The organism is Luteimonas terricola (assembly GCF_004352845.1).
GTDB classification, from domain to species: Bacteria; Pseudomonadota; Gammaproteobacteria; order Xanthomonadales; family Xanthomonadaceae; genus Luteimonas; species Luteimonas terricola.
The window spans coordinates 784973-804073 of record NZ_SJRX01000001.1 but is presented as its reverse complement, the minus strand read 5'-3'; the positions used below and the strand labels follow the sequence as shown (position 1 = coordinate 804073).

Annotated in this window: 17 protein-coding genes; 12 read left to right on the top strand and 5 right to left on the bottom strand. The window is 70.6% G+C overall.

The annotated features are described in order from the left end of the window. Positions 1-4: 4 nt before the first annotated feature. Complete coding sequence (locus tag E2169_RS03720) at positions 5-760, bottom strand: anti-sigma factor family protein (RefSeq protein WP_165942322.1); 756 nt, start codon at positions 758-760, stop codon at positions 5-7. Positions 761-782: 22 nt separating this feature from the next. After that, entirely contained in the window at positions 783-1283 is a 501-nt protein-coding gene (locus tag E2169_RS03715) for an RNA polymerase sigma factor (RefSeq protein WP_132985229.1), read from the bottom strand. Positions 1284-1448: 165 nt separating this feature from the next. Between E2169_RS03715 and E2169_RS14400 the strand changes: the two genes are divergently transcribed. The 10 genes from E2169_RS14400 to E2169_RS03665 all read left to right on the top strand — a co-directional run bounded on the left by E2169_RS14400 (position 1449) and on the right by E2169_RS03665 (position 13933). After that, the gene (locus tag E2169_RS14400) at positions 1449-2801 is read left to right on the top strand and encodes a S8 family serine peptidase (RefSeq protein WP_132985228.1); all 1353 of its coding nucleotides are present in this window, start codon (positions 1449-1451) and stop codon (positions 2799-2801) included. 94 nt (positions 2802-2895) lie between these two features. Further along, entirely contained in the window at positions 2896-3633 is a 738-nt protein-coding gene (locus E2169_RS03705) for a hypothetical protein (protein ID WP_132985227.1), read from the top strand. Positions 3634-3768: 135 nt separating this feature from the next. Continuing rightward, positions 3769-4581 carry a DUF3187 family protein gene (locus E2169_RS03700; protein WP_132985226.1) on the top strand — a complete coding sequence of 271 codons (813 nt, stop codon included), beginning with the start codon at positions 3769-3771 and terminating at the stop codon, positions 4579-4581. Between the two features lie 69 nt (positions 4582-4650). Next, a complete protein-coding gene (gene folC, locus E2169_RS03695; protein WP_132985225.1) occupies positions 4651-5970 on the top strand; it encodes a bifunctional tetrahydrofolate synthase/dihydrofolate synthase in 1320 nt (439 codons plus the stop codon). Positions 5971-6000: 30 nt separating this feature from the next. Then, positions 6001-7098, top strand: a complete 1098-nt coding sequence (locus E2169_RS03690) for an SPOR domain-containing protein (RefSeq protein ID WP_132985224.1) — start codon at positions 6001-6003, stop codon at positions 7096-7098. A gap of 33 nt (positions 7099-7131) precedes the next feature. After that, positions 7132-8604: an amidophosphoribosyltransferase gene (gene purF, locus E2169_RS03685; protein WP_132985223.1), complete on the top strand. Its 1473-nt coding sequence runs from the start codon at positions 7132-7134 to the stop codon at positions 8602-8604. Beyond that, a complete protein-coding gene (locus tag E2169_RS03680) occupies positions 8601-9413 on the top strand; it encodes a ferritin-like domain-containing protein (RefSeq protein ID WP_229659097.1) in 813 nt (270 codons plus the stop codon). The genes purF and E2169_RS03680 overlap by 4 nt, the downstream gene beginning before the upstream one ends. A gap of 223 nt (positions 9414-9636) precedes the next feature. Beyond that, positions 9637-10014: a BlaI/MecI/CopY family transcriptional regulator gene (locus E2169_RS03675; protein WP_132985222.1), complete on the top strand. Its 378-nt coding sequence runs from the start codon at positions 9637-9639 to the stop codon at positions 10012-10014. Further along, positions 10011-11561: a M23/M56 family metallopeptidase gene (locus E2169_RS03670; RefSeq protein ID WP_132985221.1), complete on the top strand. Its 1551-nt coding sequence runs from the start codon at positions 10011-10013 to the stop codon at positions 11559-11561. Before E2169_RS03675 ends, E2169_RS03670 begins: the two co-directional genes overlap by 4 nt. A gap of 302 nt (positions 11562-11863) precedes the next feature. Beyond that, positions 11864-13933, top strand: a complete 2070-nt coding sequence (locus tag E2169_RS03665) for a TonB-dependent receptor plug domain-containing protein (RefSeq protein ID WP_165942321.1) — start codon at positions 11864-11866, stop codon at positions 13931-13933. Positions 13934-13955: 22 nt separating this feature from the next. Here E2169_RS03665 and lpxH read toward each other — a convergent pair whose 3' ends face one another. Continuing rightward, a complete protein-coding gene (lpxH, locus tag E2169_RS03660) occupies positions 13956-14687 on the bottom strand; it encodes a UDP-2,3-diacylglucosamine diphosphatase (RefSeq protein WP_132985219.1) in 732 nt (243 codons plus the stop codon). Between the two features lie 190 nt (positions 14688-14877). Between lpxH and gltX the strand changes: the two genes are divergently transcribed. Both gltX and E2169_RS03650 read left to right on the top strand, forming a co-directional pair. Then, positions 14878-16275, top strand: a complete 1398-nt coding sequence (gene gltX, locus E2169_RS03655) for a glutamate--tRNA ligase (protein ID WP_132985218.1) — start codon at positions 14878-14880, stop codon at positions 16273-16275. A 48-nt stretch (positions 16276-16323) separates the two neighbouring features. Continuing rightward, a complete protein-coding gene (locus tag E2169_RS03650; RefSeq protein ID WP_132985217.1) occupies positions 16324-16836 on the top strand; it encodes a transcriptional repressor in 513 nt (170 codons plus the stop codon). 126 nt (positions 16837-16962) lie between these two features. On the opposite strand, the gene E2169_RS03645 is transcribed toward E2169_RS03650, so the two are convergent. Next, positions 16963-17466 (bottom strand): methylated-DNA--[protein]-cysteine S-methyltransferase, encoded by a 504-nt coding sequence (locus E2169_RS03645; RefSeq protein ID WP_132985216.1) that lies wholly within the window; start codon positions 17464-17466, stop codon positions 16963-16965. Further along, the gene (locus E2169_RS03640) at positions 17463-19016 is read right to left on the bottom strand and encodes a DNA-3-methyladenine glycosylase 2 family protein (RefSeq protein ID WP_132985215.1); all 1554 of its coding nucleotides are present in this window, start codon (positions 19014-19016) and stop codon (positions 17463-17465) included. The genes E2169_RS03645 and E2169_RS03640 overlap by 4 nt, the downstream gene beginning before the upstream one ends. Between the last annotated feature and the right edge of the window lie 85 nt (positions 19017-19101).

Below are 19101 nucleotides of genomic sequence, written 5' to 3'. Positions count from 1 at the left end.
CCCGCTATCGGCGCCAGCCGGCGGCACGGGCGGCGCGTTCGGCGTCGGCATCGAGGGGTTCGCCTTCGATGCGCGCATCCAGTTCGGCCACCACAGCAGCCGGCAGCGGGGTGGATGCCAGGCGCAGTTCGCCGCCCGGCGCGGCCGCGACCTCGCTGGTCACCGGCACCTGCCATCCCGCTTCGCCCCGGCACGCGAGTCCCGCCTGGGCGTGCTTCCCCCGCAGGACGAAGCTGCGGCAGTAGCGGCCCCCCGCATCGCGGAAGCTGATGCCGATCGAGACCTCGGCCGTGGCCTCCGGTTCGCTGGCCAGCCGAGCCTCCAGCGCCTCGGCCAGACGGCCCTGCGCGTGCAATCGTCCGCCCGCATCGACCACCAGCGGATCGGTGCGGGCGTTGTGCGCATGGAACCCCTGTGCGAGCAGTACGCCGAGCAGCAGCGACGCCGCCATCGCGCCCCACCGCGGCCATGACCGGCGCCGCTGCGTGTGCGCCTCGCGCCGTGGCGAGGCTGCGCTGATGCCGGTGGCGCCGCCGGTCGCGCGGTCGCCGCCGCGCGCGGCGGCGAGCAGGTGGCCGGGCACCGGTTCGTCGAGCATGTCGTCGAACGCCGCCGACAATCGCCGTTGCAGGGCGCGATGCCGCGCGAGCTCCTCCGCCAGCCCGGGATCGGACGCGACCATGGCCTCGACGCGCGCGGCTTCGGCCGGGTCGAGTTCGCCATCGGCGTAGGCCATCAGGGCTTGGTCGTCGATCTTCATCGTTTGTCCCGGTTGCATTTCCCTAGCGAGCGTCGTCGAGCATCTGCTGCAACGCGTGGCGTCCGCGTGCGAGGCGACTGGTGACGGTGCCGATCGGAACGCCCAGCGCCTCGGCCGCCTCACGGTAGGCCAGCCCTTCAACCAGCACCAGCGCGATCACTTCGCGCTGCTCCGGCGGCAGCTTCGCCATCGCCGCCTGTACCGCCATCGCCGCCACCTGGCCCTCCAGCGGCGAACTGCCTACGTGCTCGCCCGCTTCCTCGGGTGCGAACATCCGCTGCCTGCGGCCGCGTGCGCGCAGTTCGTCGATCCAGGCGTTGCGGACGATGCCGAACACCCACGCCTCCAGCGATTCTCCCGCACGCCATTGCGCCGCGCGTGCCAGCGCGCGTTCAAGCGCGAGCTGCACGACGTCGTCGGCATCGTGCGGATTGCCGGCCAGCGAGCGCGCGAAGCGGCGCAGGCGTGGCAGCAGTTCGCACAGTCGCTCCTGCAGCGCATGGACGGAATCGTTGTCGGTCATTGGATATATACGTCCGGCGCGCGGGTTTTCTTCCCCGGATTGTGTGCCTCATCCTGAATGCCGCGCGTGCGCCCGGCCAGCGGACGGAATGGCGGGGGCGGATGCTAGCATCCACCGCCACCACCGTTTCCGCGGGCGGACCCGGGCAGGCCGCCATCCAGTCCCATGCGCAATTGGAAACATTCATCCCCGCGGTACCTGGCACTGGCGTTGGCCGCACTGGCGCTGGCCGCTGCGTCGGCGGCATCCGCGCAGCGGATTCCGCACACCGGGCGCGTGCCGGAAGCGCTGCCGGTGCCGGCACGGGTGCACGGACTGCCGTCCGGACAGCTGCAGGAGCTGCCCGTGCCGCAGGCAGCCATCGAGAAGGCCGCCAACGGCGTCCTGCGGTCGGCGCCCACCACGGTGGAGTTCAAACGCCTGGCGCGCGCGCACCGCGACGTCATCGACACGGACCGGACCGGCGCACCGGTGGTGCGCAGCGAGATCGTCGCCATCGACCCGAGCGTCGAATCATTGCGGCGCGCACAGGCGGGCGGCTTCAGCATCGCCGGCCAGTCGGAGCTGGATGAGCTGGGCCTGCGCATCGTGGTCCTGCGTGCGCGCGATGGCATGGGCACCCGCGCCGCGCTGCGGCGGATGCGGCGCCTCGATCCGGACGGCCAGTATGAGTACAACCACCTCTATCTCGGCTCCGCGTCCAAGGGCGCCGGAGGGCAGGCCCCGGCCTCGACCCTCGTCGCACGCGCTGGCGGAAGGCCGGGGCGCATCGGCCTGGTCGACAGCGGCGTCGATGGCGGCCATCCGGCCCTGGCCGGCGTCGAACTGCATGTCTGGGGCTGTGATGGCGGGCCCCGACCCGACCGCCACGGCACCGCGGTCGCGTCGCTGCTCGTGGGCGATACCGGCGACGGAACGGTCGCGCCCGCCCCGGCCACGCTGTTCGCTGCCGATATCTACTGCGGCCAGCCGGTCGGCGGCACCGTCACCAGCCTGGCCGAGGCCATGGCCTGGCTGGCGCGCGAGCAGGTGGGTGTCATCAACCTGAGCCTCGTTGGCCCGCACAACCGCCTGCTGGAGCGGGTGGTGCAGGCCATGCACCGGCGCGGCCATGTGCTGGTCGCCGCGGTCGGGAATGACGGGCCGGCAGCGCCGCCGCTGTTTCCGGCCGCCTACCCCGAAGTGATCGGGGTGACCGCGGTCGATGCGCGCATGCGCGTTCTGGCCGAGGCCGGGCGCGGACCTCAGGTCGACTTCGCGGCACCGGGTGCCGACCTGCGCGTGGCAGTGCCGGCCGGCGGCTGGGACAGGGTGCGCGGGACCTCCTTCGCCGCGCCGATCGTGGCCCGGCTGGCCGCGCAGCTCGTGCCGGCGCCGAGCGGCGAGGGCAACGAAGCGGTCCGGAACGCGCTGGCCGCGCAGGCCCGCAACCTTGGCGGCCCCGGCCGCGACAACACCTTCGGCCATGGTCTGTTGGGCACGGCTCCAGGATTCGTGGAGGCCGACCCGCCGCCATGAACGCGACCTGACCGGTCCGGGAAGAAACCCGCGACCCCGCTCGTAGTTGGACTCGAAGGCCGCGGATGGTCCGCGACGTCATGGAGTCCCAGACATGAACCACAAGACCCTGCTTACGACGGCGGTGCTCGCCACCCTGTTCGCCCTCTCCACGGCCCATGCCCAGGATGCCGCCGCCGACGCCACGGCGGATGCCGAAGTGGTCGCCCGGGCTACCGTGCCGGCGGAGAGGCTTGCCGACCGCTACGCCGAGCTGGCGGGCTCGACCGAGGCCGCTGTCGACCTGGTCGACTCACTGCGCGAGGGCAGCGAGACCAGCGCGGCGATGGCCTACGGCGAGATCAACCTCACCCTCGCGATGGCCGAAGCCATGCTCGAAGGGGGGGCCGTGGCCGACCTCGACACAGCCCTGGCCAGCGTTCTCGACCTGCGCGTCGACGGCATGGGCTGGGGCCAGATCGCCCGCGAGCTTGACTTCAACCTCGGCGAACTGGTCAGTGCTCCCCGTCGTGCCCTGGGCGCCCGCGGCCACGCCGAAGTCGACCTGGCGGTCTCCGGCGAGGCCGCTGGCCACGGCACCGCCAACGCCGGCGGCGCGGGTGCCGGTGCCGCCACCGCTGCTGACGCCCGCAGCCGCGCCGGGGTCGGTGCGGATGTCTCCGCCGGCGCGCGCGCCAACGCCAGGATCGAGGCCGGTGCGCGCGGTGATATCTCCGGCCGTCCGGAAGGCGCCGTGAAGCCGGTGCTGCCCACCCGTGCGCTGCTGCCGGAGCGCCCCCTGCTGCCGGAACGTGCGCAGCGCCCCGAGCGCCCGCAGCGCGTTGGCCGTTGATCCGGCGCCCACGAGGATGATCCCTGCCGATGGGGGCCGCCAGGCGCCCATCGGTCTTCGTGTCCGAATCGGGCGCATGCGACCTGGCATATGCGTCCGGTTCTTCCGTACAGCCTCTCCACAAGGGTAGACCCCATGATCCGTTCCAGCGTTCTCAGCCTCGCCTTGCTCGCGCTCGCCGGCCAGGCCCATGCCGTCGATGGTTTCAGCTTCGGCCTCGGCGTCGATTACAGCAGCGGCGACTACGGCAGCGACACCACCACCGACATCCTTTCGATCCCGGTCAGCGGCCGCATCGACAGCGGCAACTGGAGCCTTCGCGCGAGCCTGCCCTGGCTGCACGTGAGCGGTGATCCGAATGTGCTGCCGACGACCGGCCGGGTCAGCAATCTCAATCCGCTCGGCCGTGGCCGAGGGGGCCTGGTCGGCATCCCGGGCGACGGCGCGGACCAGCCCGCCGAACGCGGCAGCACCTCAGGTATCGGCGATCTGTCGCTCGCCGCGATCTATTCCATCCCGACCGGCAGCGCGCTCGGCGTGGACCTGGCCTTCAACGCAAAGGTCGCCACTGCCGACGAGGACAAGAGCCTGGGCACCGGGGCCAACGACTACGGCGTCGCCATCGACCTGTACCGTGATTTCGACGGCACCATGCTGTTCGGTGGCGCTGGCTACACCCGGCTCGGCGACTCGGACTACATCGAGGTCGACAACGTCCTCAGCGGCAATTTCGGCGTGGGCTGGCGCGCCGGCAACCGTGGCCGGCTCGGCCTGATGTACGACTACCGGGAGACCGCCTCCAGCAGCTTCGACGACCGCAGCGACCTGACCGGTTTCTTCTCGACACAGGCCGGAGGCGGCGGCCGCTTCCAGCTCTATCTCAGCAGGGGCCTGTCCGACGGCAGTCCCGAGTGGGGCGGAGGCGCCAGCTACCTGCAATCGTTCTGAGAGGCGATTCCCGTCCTCGGGGGCCACCAGCCCGTCGCCATCCCCCGGGCGATCCGCCACACTCGCCCCATGAACCTGCAGCATTGGCTCCAGCGCATCGAGCAACAGCACCCGAAGTCGATCGACATGGGCCTGGACCGCGTGCGTGCGGTCGCGGATCGCATGGGGCTCGGCCGGCCCGCGCGCCGCGTGGCCACCGTCGCCGGCAGCAACGGCAAGGGCTCGACGGTGGCCTTCATCGAAGCCATCGCCGCGGCCTCGGGCCTGCGCGTGGGCGCCTATACCTCGCCGCACCTGCTCGCCTACAACGAGCGCGTGCGCATCGACGGCGCCGACGCGTCCGACGCGGCCCTGGTGGAGGCCTTCGAGGCGGTCGAAGCGGCGCGCGAAGCGATCACGCTGACCTACTTCGAATACGGCACGCTCGCCGCGCTGTGGCTGTTCGAGCGCGCCGACCTGGACCTGGCGGTACTCGAGGTCGGGCTGGGCGGGCGCCTGGACGCGGTCAACCTGGTGGATCCGGACGTGGCGGTGATCACCACCGTCGACCTCGACCACCAGGACTGGCTCGGCCCCGATCGCGAGGCCATCGGCACCGAGAAAGTGGGCATCGCGCGGCCGTGGACGCCGCTGGTGCTGGGTGAGGACGATCCGCCATCGAGCGTGCTGGGCCATGCCTATGCCATCGGCGCGTCCGCGATCCGCGCCGGCAGCGACTACCGCTTCGGGCGCGATGACAGTGGAGCCGGTGCAGGCGCAGTGGAAGGAGCGGGCGCGGGATGGTGGTGGCGCGAGCCCGGCTTCGAACTGGCGCTGCCCCTGCCGCGCATGGCGGCGCCCGCGCAGCTGCGCAACGCCGCGACCGCGATCGCCGCGCTGCGCGCGCTGGACCTCGACATCGATGACGGCGCCTGGGCGCGCGGCGTCGCCGCGGCGCAGGTGCCCGGGCGGCTGCAGCGTTTCGAACGCGACGGTGTCGAGGTGCTGGTCGACGTCGGCCACAACCCGCAGGCAGCGCGTGCCCTGGCCGAATGGCTGCGCGCGGCCCCGGCCGCGCGCACGATCGCGGTGTACGGGGCGCTGGCCGACAAGGATGCCGCCGGCGTGGTCGAGGCCATCGCCCCCTGCGTGGACTCCTGGCACCTCGCGGGCATTGCCGATGCCGGCAGCCGTGGCCGCGAGGCCCGTACGCTTGCCGCGGCACTTGCGAACACCGCGGCGGCCGATGGATCCCCTCACGACGACGTCGCCGGAGCGCTCTCGGTCGCCCTGGCGCAGGCCCGGACGGGCGATCGCGTGCTCGCCTTCGGCTCCTTCCACGTCGCCGGTGCCGCGCTGGCGTGGCTCGCTGCCGGGGATTCAGAAGCCGGAGCGGGCGGGGCCGTATAATTCCAGTGCCCCCTGCTGCCCCGAGCACCCATGGACTCCGGACTGAAACAGCGCCTTGTCGGCGCCGCGGTACTGATTGCGCTGGCCGTGATCTTCCTGCCGATGCTGGTGCAGGGCCCGGCGCCCGACAGCGGCGTGTCCGATCTGTCGCTGCAGGTGCCTGACGCACCCACGGGCGATTACGTCACCCGCGACCTGCCGCTGGTGGTGCCCAATGCCACGACCAGCGCCGGCCTGCTGGCCGATGACGGCAGCCTGGCGACCGTCGACACCGCGACCGCGCGGCCCGAGGGCGATGCGCGCCACGAAGATGCAGCCGACCTGGCTTCGGACGTGGCGACCCTGCCGGTGGCGGGCAGCGACGTGGCTGCCGAGCCGCTCGCGCCGGAACCGGTGGCGGAAACGCCCCGCGAAGCCGCGCCCGAGCCGACCTCGCCTCCGGTCGCCACGACCCGGCCAGAGCCTCCGGCCCCGGAGCCCGCACAGCCCGAGCCTCCGAAGCCCACGCCTGCGCCGCCTGCGCCGCCTGCGCCGCGCCTGCCCGCCGCCACGGCCGGCGGCGATTACGCGGTGAACTTCGGTGCCTACGCCACCCGTGCCGACGCCGGCACCGTCGTCGAGCGCCTGCGCCGCGAGAACCTGCCTGCCTACGTGGAGGAAACGCGCGTCAACGGCCGCGATGCGTGGCGGGTGCGCATCGGTCCCTACGCCGGGCGTGCCGACGCCGAGTCCGCGCGCGTCCGCGCCGCCGGCATCGGCTCGCGCGCCCAGGCCGCGGTGGTCGCGCTGGACGCGGCCACTCCGGCGTCTTCGGGCTCGGGCAGCGCCGCGGCGCCGCGGGCAACGACGGGCTCCACGACCCCGGCAGCGTCGGCGCCGGCCGCCGCGGGCGGTACCGGCTTCGCCGTGCAGCTCGGCGCCTTCGGCAACGCCGCCGATGCGAACGCGCTGCGCGACAGGCTGCGCGCCGCCGGCATCGGCGCCTTCACCGACACCGTACAGACGGACAATGGCACGCTGACCCGCGTCAAGGCCGGTCCCGTCGCCACGCGCGGCGACGCCGACCAGCTCAAGGCGCGGGTGAAGTCGGGCTTCGGCATCGACGGCCTCGTGCGTTCGCATCCCTGATCACCGCTCCAACCCAGACCTGGCAGAACCCCCATGTGCGGCATCGTTGGCATCGTCGGAACCACTGAAGTCGCAGCCGCGCTGTATGACGGCCTCACGGTGCTGCAGCACCGCGGGCAGGACGCCGCAGGCATCGCCACCGGCCACGGCACCCGCCTGCGCGTGCACAAGGGCAACGGCCTGGTGCGCGATGTCTTCGACGACGCGGCGATGGCGCTGCTCGAAGGGCGCGTGGGCATCGGCCACTGCCGCTACCCGACCGCCGGCAGCGAAGGCCGTGACGAGGCGCAGCCGTTCTACGTCAACTCGCCCTACGGCATCGCGCTCGCGCACAACGGCAACCTGATCAATACCGATGCGCTGCGCCGCGAGGTCTTCGAGACCGACCGCCGCAACGTCAACACCGAATCCGATTCGGAAGTTTTGCTCAACGTCTTCGCGCACGAGCTCGACAGCCATCGCACGCTGACCCCCGAAGCGGCGCTCAATGCGGTCGAGGGCGTTCACCGGCGCGCGCGCGGCGGCTATGCCGCGGTGGCCCTGGTGCTGGGCCTGGGCCTGGTGGCGTTCCGCGATCGCAACGGCATCCGCCCGCTGGTGCTTGGCAAGCGCGAGACCGAGGGCGGCACCGAGTACGCGGTGGCCTCGGAGTCGGTGGCGCTGGACATCCTCGGCTTCGAACGCGTGCGCGACGTCGAGCCGGGCGAGGGCATCGTGATCACCGCGCGCGGCGAGCTGTACCAGCGCCAGTGCGTCGAGGCCGGCGAGCATGCGCCGTGCATCTTCGAGTACGTGTACTTCGCGCGTCCGGACTCGATGATCGAGAACATCTCGGTGCACAAGGCGCGGATGCGCATGGGCGTGACGCTCGGCGAGAAGATCCTGCGCGAGCGCGCGGACCACGATATCGACGTGGTGATCCCGATCCCCGACACCTCGCGCGACTCGGCGATGGAGCTGGCCAACGTGCTCGGGGTGAAGTACCGCGAGGGCTTCGTCAAGAACCGCTATGTCGGCCGTACCTTCATCATGCCGGGGCAGGGCGAGCGGGCGAAGTCGGTGAGGCGCAAGCTCAATGCGATCCCGCTCGAATTCCGCAACCGGGTGGTGCTGCTGGTCGACGATTCGATCGTCCGCGGCACGACCTCGAAGCAGATCGTGCAGATGGCGCGCGACGCCGGTGCGCGCAAGGTGTACCTGGCCTCGGCGGCGCCGCCGGTGCGCCATCCCAACGTCTATGGCATCGACATGCCTTCGGTCGAGGAGCTGGTGGCCAACGGCCGCAGCGAGAAGGAGATCGAAGGGGTGCTGGGCTGCGACTGGCTGGTCTACCAGGACCTGCCCGATCTCGAGGCCGCGGTGGCCGGGCACAAGTTCCCCGGCAAGAAGTTCGACAGCTCCTGCTTCAGCGGCGAGTACGTCACCGGCATCGAGCCGGGCTACTTCGAACGCCTGCGCCAGCTGCGCTCCGACGAGGCGAAGAAGAAGCGCCGCGTGGGCGCGTGAGGGTGGGAGGTTCGCTGTTCGACGCGGCGCGCGATTGCCTCGCCGCGGCATCGCCTGAGGACAAGGTCGCGGCCACGCATGCCGCCGCCGCCGCGTTCCGCCGCGGCGAGCTCGTGGTCGATGCGGCTGCGCCGCAGCCCGAACCGATCCGCATGCCGGGTCGTCCGCCGTGTCCGCGCCTGGTGCACCCGCGCGAGCTGCCGCGTCGCGGCTTCGGCAGCGACGAAGGCCGCGCCGCTTTCATCCACGCCATCGCCCACATCGAGTTCAACGCGATCGACCTCGGCTGGGACGCGGTCTACCGCTTTCGCGGCATGCCGGCGCAGTACTACGTGGACTGGGTGATGGTGGCCGACGACGAAGCGCGGCACTTCACGATGCTGCGCACGCGGCTGCAGGCGATGGGCTTCGACTACGGCGACTTCGACGCCCACAACGGGCTGTGGGAGATGGCCGAGAAGACCGCCCACGATGCATTGGCGCGCATGGCCCTGGTGCCGCGGGTGCTCGAGGCGCGCGGCCTGGACGTGACGCCGGGGATGATCGTGAAGCTGCGCGCGCTGGGCGACGAGACCACCGTCGGGATCCTCGAAGTGATCCTGCGCGAGGAAGTCGCGCACGTGGCCGCTGGCAGCCGCTGGTTCCGCTGGTGCTGCGAAGGCGAAGGCATCGACCCGGAGCCGCGCTTCCGCGAGCTGCTCGCCGAGTACGCGCGCGCGGTGCTGCATGGGCCATTCAACATCGATGCGCGCAGCGCGGCGGGCTTCAGCGAGGACGAGCTGTTGGCGTTGCAGCAGCTTTCGGGCTGAGGGTTTGGCGGCGGGCACCGGGTGCGTGGGGTACTCCGCCGGCTGACCAGGGTGGTGGTCTTTATGCCGGCTGCGTACCCCACGCACCCGGTGCTGCCATCGCTGTGGCGGGTTGGGGCGGGTTGGGGCGGGACTGCCCGTGACGCCCATGGGACGAGGCTTGTCATGCGTGTGACAAGTGTCGTATGTTTGCGACTCACGACATGTCGCGGACACAGCTTCGATGATCCATCCCTCGAATACCGAGCTTGAGCTGCTCAAGTGCCTGTGGCGGCACGCTGCCTGCAGCGCCCGCGAAGTGCACAACCATGTGACGCCCGTCCTCGGCTGGTCCTACTCGTCCACGCGCAAGACGCTGGAGCGGATGGTGGAAAAGGGTCTGGTCGAGGAGTTCGATTCGCACGGTTTGAACGTCTACCGCGCGGCCGTCGGCAAGGTTTCGACGCTGGCGGCGTTGAGCATGGACTTCGCGCGGAGAGTGCTGGAGATAGAGGGGCCGCTTCCGGCACAGGCTTTTGCCGACAGTCGCCTGCTTAGCGCGGACGAGGTCGACGAGTTGGAGGCGTTGCTGCGTGATCCCGACCAGGATGGGCAGGCATGAGCATCTTCGCGCCGGATATCTGGGGGTTTCACGCCGGCGCCTGCCTGTTCGCCGGCGCGCTGGCCTGGTCGCTGGGTCTTGCCCTGCATCGCGGCCTGCGCATCTCGCACGCGGCGCGCAGCTACTGGCTCGTCGTCTGGGCCTTGGCGATCCTGCCGACCTTGCTGGCAGTCGCCTTCCACGGCTTCGCCTCGGCAGGTGCGAGCTGGTCGTTGCCCATGCCGCTGCCGCTGCCATCGGTCGCCGAGCTGGGTGGGTGGTCGAACGGCCTTGAAGCGCCGTGGCAGGACGCAGCGGAGCCTCTTGGCGCCAGGGCCTGGCAGGAACCACTGCTGCTGATGCTGTATGTGGCCGGTGCCGGGCTGGCGGCCCTGCGCTGGGGCAGGGGCATGCTCGCTGTTCGCTGCATCGTCCGGGCGTCGTCCCCGGTCGTTCCGGCTGCCTTGCCGGGGCCCCTGTCCGCAATGGAATGGCAACGCCTCCATCGTCTTGGCATCGAACTGCGGGCGACCACGCGGCAGGTCAGTCCTTTCGCGCTGTGCTGGCCGCGGCGGGCGATCATCATCCCGGCTGCCCTGGCCGCTCGCCTGGAGGATCGCCAGTTGCAGATGGTCCTGCGCCATGAAGCGAGCCACCTGGCCCGGCATGACCCGCAGCGCGCGGCGCTTATGCGCCTGGTGAGCGTGGTGTTCTGGTTCAATCCCTTCCTGGGACTGATCGAGCGCCGTGTCCAGGTCGCCGCGGAACTGTGCTGCGACGCCGCGGCGGCGGGAGTGGAGCCGGAAGCCCGCCATGTCTATGCGAGGGCCTACCTGGAAGCCTTGCGCCTGTCGGCAGGATCGCAGATGCCATCCCCGGTCGCGGCATTCTCGCGCCATGACCCCGGCAGCCACAGGCTGAGGATCCGCCACATGGTGCAGGGGGATGCGCGGCGACGCCTGGCCCTGCCATGGCGCATCGCGCTGCTTGCGTTGGCGCTGGTGGCCGGCGGCGCGGTGGCTGCAGTGCAGATCGGCACGGTCACGCCTGGCCGCGACCAGGCCGGCATCGACGAAGCTGCTGCCGGCCCACGGGCAGCCGTCGTGTCGGTCGTGGCGCCTGTGCGCCGTGAAGCGGCGGCTCCGGAAGCCACAGCCGGCGTGTCTGCCAGGCCCGCCATCGGCTTTCGTTTTCCGGTGACGGCGCCCAGGGTCAGCAGCCGCTACGGGGCCGAAGGCGGGCCCTACACGCGCCCGCACAGGGGCATCGATTTCGCCGCGGCGCGTGGCACTCCCGTCTACGCACCTGCGGATGCAAGCGTCGTGGCGGCGACCACGCGCTATCCGGATGGCCCCAACTACGGGACGGTGGTCGTGCTCGACCACGGCGGTGGCTGGCAGTCACTGCATGCGCATCTCGACGGCTTCGACGTCCAGGTCGGGCAACGGGTCGCGGCCGGTACGCAGATCGGCCGCGCCGGTACCACCGGCAAGGTGACAGGGCCGCACCTGCACATGGAGCTGCTGCTGGACGGGCAGCGCGTCGATCCGGAGCCCTTGCTGCGATGAGCGGATAGGCACGCAGCACGGCTGCACCGGAGTCCCGGTCGGCGTATCCCTGGCTGGCCTCCCCCACAACCATCACTTGCCGCGCTTCCCGGCTCACGGGAGGGACGCTGCTTGCCTGGCGAAACATGAAAAATCCGCTCCTGCAGATGAAAGTCCGCTCCGCATCGCCTTCCACTTGCAGTTGTCTGCGCCTGGGACTTGCTGCTCCGCTGTTGCTGGCCTGCTTCCAAGCGGCCGCTGCCACTGATTCCGCGCCCCAGCCCTCGACTGTCGCAGCATTGCAGGCACCTGCGCCCGAAGGCGTGACCGACCTGCAGCAGGTGCAGGTCAGGGGCGAGCGCCATGATCCGCGGCGGCACGATACGGCCTCCCGCCTGGTCTTCGGCAAGGACGAACTGGTCCGGCACGGAGACACCACGCTTGTGGATGCGATCAAACGGCTGCCGGGGGTGACCGTGACCACCGCCGCGCCCGGAAGCACGGGCAGCATCACCCTGCGCGGGATGGGCAAGGGATACACGCAGATCCTGGTCGACGGGCAGGCTGCTCACGCGGGTTTCGATCCCGGCTCGCTGTCCCCGGACATGGTCGAGCGGATCGAAATCCTGCGCACGGCCACCGCCGACATGCGCGCCGAGGCCATCGCCGGGACGATCAACATCGTGCTGGCCAAGGCTGCAAGCCGGGATTCGCGCGAGCTCAAGATCAGCCTGGCGGAATCCAATGGCCGGTCCACGCCCGGCATCAACTGGAGCCGGTCCCGTCGCGGTGAACACCGTGGCTACACGGTGAATGCCGCCTTGTCACGGCGCGCGTTCCTGGTGGAGGACACCGGTATCGAAGCCGGCTTCAGCCCTGAAGGCGTGCAGGACCTGCATCGCAGCACGAACCTGCGCGTCGAAGGATTCCGCGATGTGCTTTCGCTGTCTCCCTACTTCAACGCCGTCCTGGAGAACGGCGACACCCTCGGCTGGCAGACGTTCCTGGAGGCCAGCAACTACAACAAGCATGGCGACATCGACTGGCAGACGCAGTCCGGACCGGAGCTGCGGCACGTGCGTTACCGCCAGTCCACCGGCATCGACGTGGTCCAGCTCCGCACCGATCTCAGCTGGGCGCGTGAGTTCGACAGCGGCGGAAAGCTCAGCAGCAAGCTGGGGCTGGGCGGCAACCGCGAGGACTACCGCTTCCGCGAACAGGGGTATGGCGCCGACGGCATGCAGAACCTGGACGATGCCACCGATGGATGGTTGCGCGTGCAGAATTTCGCCTCCTTCGGCAAGTACACCTGGCCCGGTAGCGGAGCGCATGTGTTCGAGGCGGGATGGGAGGGCAGCCTGGACCGCCGGCGCGAAGCGCGCGTGCAGCGCCTGCTGGCTTTCGACGGGATCCCGGAAAGCTTCAGCGATCTTTCATTCGATGCCCGGATCCAGCGCGCCGCGGTCTATGCGCAGGACGAATGGACGGTGACTCCCGCCTGGTCCCTGTACCTCGGGGCGCGCTGGGAGCAGATCGAAACCCGCAGCGACGGCAGCGACTTCATGCCGGTCCGCAACCGTTCCAGCGTGCTCTCGCCGGTGCTGCAGTCGCGGTGGAGGCTGCCGGATTCCAAAGACCAGGTTCGTCTCGGGCTGAGCCGTACCTACCGCTCCCCGGAGCTCCGCCTGTTGGTTCCAAGGCCTTACACCTCCACCAACAACCGCGAACTCGATCCCGATACCATGGGCAATCCGCTGCTGAAGCCCGAGCTGGCCACCGGCGTGGACCTGGCCTACGAGTCGTACCGGGAGGACGGTGCCATGCTCAGCCTCGGCGGCTACGCGCGAGCCATCGATGACGTCGTTCGCATGGAAACACGCCTGATCGGCGACCGTTGGGTGGCCATGCCGAGCAATGGCGGCAGCGCGACCGCCTGGGGCATCGAGCTGGATGCCAGGCTATCGTTCCCACAGGCTGCGGATGCGCCAGGTTTGGAACTCCGCTTCAACCTGACCCGCAACTGGTCCCGGGTCGACGATCTGCCGGGGCCGGACAACCGCATCGACAAACAGCCGAGCCTGAGCTCGACCCTGGCCGCGGATTACCGCTTCAGCCCCGCCTGGTCGGTCGGTGCCAGCTACAGCTATCGCAGTGGCGGTTCGACGCGAACCGGCATCCATCAGATCGCAGGCGAGTCCGCGCGGCGGGAACTTGATGCCTACATGTTGGCCAGCCTGTGGGGAAAGGCCCGGCTGCGGCTGGGCGTGGCCAACGTGCTGCAGCAGGACATCGCCAGCGATACGGAATACTTCGATGCCAGCGGCAGGCAGCGGATCGAACGCCTGCGGCCGTCGCACTTCAGCGTTCGCGCCAATCTTGAAGTTGCGTTCTGAGGCGGGTCGAGGACGCGCGGATTTACAGGCTCGCCAACCGGACTCCTGTCGCGTCCACGCGCAACACCGAGCCCTGCTCGTACCAGTCGCCCAGCACCACCCGCGTGCATGCATGCCCATCGACATCAAGCGCATGCACCGCCGGTCGATGGGTATGGCCGTGGATCAGCAGGTCGACATCGTGGGCATGGAATGCCGCGTCCACCGCAGCGGGTGCGACATCCGTGATTGTCTCCATCTTCCCAGCGTCACGAAGCTCTCCTTGACGCGCCTGGCTGGCGGCGCGCGCCTGCTGCGCGAAGGCCTGCCGTGCCGCCAGTGGCTGCGCCAGGAACTGCCGCTGCCAGGCCGGATCCCGCGTCTGCGCCCTGAACTGCTGGTAGGCCACGTCGTCGGTGCATAGGGTGTCGCCGTGCATCAGGAGTGCGCGCCGCCCGTGCAGGTCGATCACGGTCGGATCCTCCAGCAGCGTCATGCCCGCCCGCTGTGCGTAACCGGTACCGAGCAGGAAATCGCGGTTGCCATGCATGAAGTACACCGGCACGCCGCTCCCCGCCAATGCCGCCAGCCGCTCCGCCACGAACGCGCCGGTTTCCGAAGGGTCGTCGTCGCCCACCCAGGCCTCGAACAGGTCGCCGAGGATGTACAGCGCATCGGCGCCGCGCGCCTCGCCGTCCACGAACTCCCCGAACAGGCGGGTGATCTCCGGGCGCGCCGGGTCGAGATGCAGGTCCGAGATGAGAAGGGTGGTCATCGGGGGATTGTAATTGGGTGCGCTGGTGGGGTCGCGGTGGCGCCGGGCGCGTGGGGTACTTGCCCCACCAACCCTCCACCCCGCGACGCCCCCAAAGCCCCAGCCTCACAAGCAGCGATCGCCCAGGCAGCCGTGAGGCCGCGCCCGGGTGGGCTAAAATCGCCGGTCATCCCAGCAAGCCCCCGATGCCATGACCTGCCGCACCCGCTTCGCCCCCAGCCCCACCGGCTACCTGCACATCGGCGGCGCCCGCACCGCCCTGTACTGCTGGCTGGAGGCGCGTCGCCGCGGCGGCCAGTTCGTCCTGCGCATCGAGGACACCGACCGCGAGCGCAGCACCCAGGCAGCCATCGACGCCATCCTCGAGGCCATGGACTGGCTTGGCCTCGACTACGACGAAGGCCCGGTCTACCAGACCGCCCGCACCGAGCGGTATCGCGAGGTCGCCGAGCAGCTTGTCGCCTCCGGCAAGGCCTACTACGCCTACGAGTCGAAGGAAGCGCTCGACGCGATGCGCGAAGCGGCGATGGCCAAGGGCGACAAGCCCCGCTACAACGGCGCCTACCGCGAGCAGGGCGCCCCGTACCGCGATGACCCCAACCGCGTCATCCGCCTGAAGAACCCGCTCGATGGCGTCGTGGCCTGGGACGACAAGGTCAAGGGCCGTATCGAGATCAGCAATACCGAGCTCGACGACCTGGTCATCTTCCGCCCGGACGGCTACCCGACCTACAACTTCGCCGTGGTCGTCGACGACCTCGACATGGGCATCAGCGACGTCGTGCGCGGCGACGACCACGTCAACAACACCCCGCGGCAGATCAATATCTACCGCGCGCTGGGCGCCGATGTGCCGGCGTTCTCGCACCTGCCGATGATCCTCGACGAGCAGGGGGCCAAGCTCAGCAAGCGCACCGGCGCCGCCGACGTCATGCAGTACCGCGACGCCGGCTACCTGCCGCACGCGCTGCTCAACTACCTGGTGCGCCTGGGCTGGTCGCATGGCGACCAGGAAGTGTTCTCGATCGACGAGATGAAGTCGCTGTTCGACCTCAAGGACGTCAACGCCAAGGCCGCGCGCCTGGACATGGCCAAGCTCGGCTGGCTCAACCAGCAGTACCTGAAGAGCGACGATCCGGCGGATGTCGCGACGCACCTCGAATGGCATCTGCTGGCGGCGGGTTACGACCTCGCGGCCGGGCCGGCACCGGCCGATGTCGTGCTCGCGCTGCGCGACCGCGTGCAGACGCTGGCCGACATGGCCGAGCGTGCGTCCGTCTGGTACCGGCCGCTGTTGGAGTACGACGAGAAGGCCGTGGCCAAGCACCTCAAGCCCGAGGCGCAGGCGCCGCTGGCCGATGCGCGGCAGCGGCTGGAAGCGCTGCCCGAGTGGACGGTGGAAGCGATCGCCGAGGTGCTGCAGGCCACCGCGGAGGCGCTGGGGCTGGGCATGGGCAAGGTCGCGCAGCCGCTGCGGGTGGCGATCACGGGCACGCAGGTGAGCCCGGACATCGCGCATACGGTGTACCTGGCCGGGCGCGACGAGGCGCTCGGGCGCATCGCGGCGGCGATCGTGCGCGCGGGCTGAACACGGTGCCGACTTGAGTCGCCGCACGTTCGGCACCATCATCTCTGCATGCCCGCGCATGCCCACGCCTGTACAGACCCCAAGCACCACGTCCACGACGGCCCCGCCTTCGTGGCCGCGGTGGAGCGCGCCTGCCGCGAACGCGGCCTGCGCCTGACGCCGATCCGTGCGCACGTGCTGGGCCTGATCGCCGAGGTCGAGCAGCCGATCAAGGCCTACGACCTGCTGGACCGCGTGCGCGAGGGCAACGGCCCCGGCGCCGCCGGGCCGCCGACGGTGTACCGCGCGCTCGACTTCCTGCTCGCCAACGGCTTCATCCACAAGCTGCAGTCGGTCAACGCCTTCGTGGCCTGCCACCATCCCAGCACCGCGCAGCACTCGGTGCCGTTCCTGATCTGCGACAGCTGCCACGCGGCGGTCGAACTCGAGGACAGCAAGATCGTGTCCGCGCTCGACGAGCGCGCGCGCGGGCTCGGCTTCCGGCCGCGGGCGCAGACGCTCGAGGTGCATGGCACCTGTGCCGAATGCATCGTGGCGGAAGGCGCCGGCGGTCCGCCCTGACCTTGCGTCCTGCGCGGCCATCCAGGCCGTGGAGCGAGCGGGACTCGAGAGCTCGGGGGTTGCGTCCGGGTGCGGAGCGTCAAGCGTCAAGCGCCACGGCTGAGCGCCACGGCCGAGCCTCCGGCCTCAAACCGGGAACAGGTCCCTGCTGCCTTCCGGCAGCGACCCTTCCAGTCGCAGCAGGAACGCCTTGGTCGGCAGTCCGCCGCCGAATCCGGTGAGCGAACCGTCGGCGCCGATCACGCGATGGCAGGGCAGTACGATCGGCAACGGGTTGCGGCCGTTGGCGGCGCCGACCGCGCGCATCGCCGAGGGCTTGCCGATGCGCAGCGCGAGATCGCGGTAGCTCCAGGTCCTGCCGTAGGGGATTGCGGCGAGCGTGGCCCACACGTTGCGCTGGAAATCGGTGCCGTGGGGCGACAGCGGCAGGTCGAAATCGCGGCGCTTGCCGGCAAAGTATTCCTCGAGCTGGCGCCGGGTTTCGACCAGCACGTCGTTGCTGCCTTCAAGCCACTCTTCACCGGCCGGCGGCGGAGGCGGCGGCGGGAAGTCGATGCGGCACAGGCCGATGTCGTCGGCGGCCAGCGTCAGCACGCCGATCGGCGTGTCCATGTGCATGAAATTTTTCATGGTGTAGTTGCCTCTCGTGTTCCAGTGCGCGCGTGTATGCGCGAAACCGTGTTGCCGGGCGGCACGCTCGCGGCAGCGGTGGTCGCCAGGGCCTCCTTCCAGAGATGGATCACGGCGTAGGCGCGCCATGGCCGCCAGGCCTCGGCGCGCGCGCCGAGCACTTTTGCCGTGAGCCGGGAGCCGTCGCCGGGCACTGCCTTCTGCAGCACCAGGTCCTCCGCCGGGAACGCGTCGGGATGCCCCAGCGCACGCATCGCGATGTACTGCGCCGTCCACGGGCCGATGCCCGCCAGTGCCACCCAGCGCGCGGCGAAGTCTTCGAGGGTGCGCTCGGGGCGGAAGTCGACGCGGCCGTCGAGCAGGGCGCGGGCCACGGTGCGTACGGTGTCTGCGCGGGCACGGGTCAGGCCGATCGTCGACAGGTCGGCCTCGGCAAGGGCGGCAGGGGTGGGGAACAGGTGTTCCAGCCCATCGCGGAACGGCGTCGGCAGCGGTTCGCCGAAACGCTGTGCCAGGCGGTTGGCGAGCGTGCGCGCGGCCGCCACGCTCACCTGTTGGCCGAGCACCGCGCGCACCGCGATCTCGAACCCGTCCCAGCCGCTGGGCAGGCGCAGGCCGGGACGCTTGTGCAGCAGCGGCTGCAGCCGCGGGTCCGCGGACAGCGTGGTCGCGATCGCGTGCGGGTCGGCGTCCAGGTCGAACATGCGGCGCAGGCGCTGCACGATGTCCAGCAGGCGCGAGGCCAGCGGCGCATGCAGTTCCAGCTTCAGCGCGTGCTCGCCGCCGGGCCATTCCGACACGCGCAGCCAGCCGTGCGGCGAACCGTCGCTGCCGGCGATGACGCGGGCGTAGCTGGTGTCGTCCACGGCTTCCACGCCGGGCAGGGCGCGGCCGCGGAGGAAGGCCAGCATTGCCGCGAAGTCGTACGGCGGGCGGTAGCCCAGGCGCAGCGCCAGCGTGTCGCCGCCGCTGCGCGTTGCCGCGCCCGGCTGTCGGCGCAGGTCGCGCGGCGCCATCCGGTAGGCCTCCTGGAAGGTGGCGTTGAAGCGGCGCAGGCTGCCGAAGCCCGCGGCCATCGCCACCTCGGTGATCGGCAGCGCGGTCTCGGTCAGCAGTTGCTTGGCGAACAGCAGCCGGCGGGTGCCGTGCACGCCGATCGGCGGCACGCCCAGGCGTTCGACGAACACGCGCCGCAGCTGGCGTTCGCCAAGGCCTACGCGTTCGGCGAGTGCGGCCAGCGGAGCATCCGCGAGTGCGCCCTGGTCGATCAGCTTCAGCGCGCGCGCGACTGCGGCGTCACCGCGCCGCCAGGCGCCGTCGGACGGCGACAGCTCCGGGCGGCAGCGCAGGCACGGCCGGTAGCCGGCGGCTTCCGCCGCGGCGGCGTTGGCGAAATAGGTCACGCGCTTCGCGAATGGCGCCGGGCACACCGGGCGGCAGTAGATCCGCGTGCTGTGCACGCCGGTGAAGAACAGCCCGTCGAAGCGCGGGTCGCGGCTTCGACGGGCCTGGTCGCAGGCTTCGTGCGTTGGCAGGGCGGGACAGGGCATGGACGCAGGCTAGCACCGCGGCCAGGGCATGACTGGCCATATTCGGACATCCGCGCAGAAGGCCGACGGGCGGTGCCCGCTCGCG

Bases quoted from the DNA above. Each gene is read 5' to 3' on its own strand.
- E2169_RS03700 (WP_132985226.1), top strand. From the start codon at position 3,769: ATGATCCGTTCCAGCGTTCTCAGCCTCGCCTTGCTCGCGCTCGCCGGC.
- purF (WP_132985223.1), top strand. From the start codon at position 7,132: ATGTGCGGCATCGTTGGCATCGTCGGAACCACTGAAGTCGCAGCCGCG.
- E2169_RS03645 (WP_132985216.1), bottom strand. From the start codon at position 17,466: ATGAAAAATTTCATGCACATGGACACGCCGATCGGCGTGCTGACGCTG.
- folC (WP_132985225.1), top strand. From the start codon at position 4,651: ATGAACCTGCAGCATTGGCTCCAGCGCATCGAGCAACAGCACCCGAAG.
- gltX (WP_132985218.1), top strand. From the start codon at position 14,878: ATGACCTGCCGCACCCGCTTCGCCCCCAGCCCCACCGGCTACCTGCAC.
- E2169_RS14400 (WP_132985228.1), top strand. From the start codon at position 1,449: ATGCGCAATTGGAAACATTCATCCCCGCGGTACCTGGCACTGGCGTTG.
- E2169_RS03690 (WP_132985224.1), top strand. From the start codon at position 6,001: ATGGACTCCGGACTGAAACAGCGCCTTGTCGGCGCCGCGGTACTGATT.
- E2169_RS03640 (WP_132985215.1), bottom strand. From the start codon at position 19,016: ATGCCCTGTCCCGCCCTGCCAACGCACGAAGCCTGCGACCAGGCCCGT.
- E2169_RS03715 (WP_132985229.1), bottom strand. From the start codon at position 1,283: ATGACCGACAACGATTCCGTCCATGCGCTGCAGGAGCGACTGTGCGAA.
- E2169_RS03720 (WP_165942322.1), bottom strand. From the start codon at position 760: ATGAAGATCGACGACCAAGCCCTGATGGCCTACGCCGATGGCGAACTC.
- E2169_RS03675 (WP_132985222.1), top strand. From the start codon at position 9,637: ATGATCCATCCCTCGAATACCGAGCTTGAGCTGCTCAAGTGCCTGTGG.
- E2169_RS03650 (WP_132985217.1), top strand. From the start codon at position 16,324: ATGCCCGCGCATGCCCACGCCTGTACAGACCCCAAGCACCACGTCCAC.
- E2169_RS03670 (WP_132985221.1), top strand. From the start codon at position 10,011: ATGAGCATCTTCGCGCCGGATATCTGGGGGTTTCACGCCGGCGCCTGC.
- E2169_RS03705 (WP_132985227.1), top strand. From the start codon at position 2,896: ATGAACCACAAGACCCTGCTTACGACGGCGGTGCTCGCCACCCTGTTC.
- lpxH (WP_132985219.1), bottom strand. From the start codon at position 14,687: ATGACCACCCTTCTCATCTCGGACCTGCATCTCGACCCGGCGCGCCCG.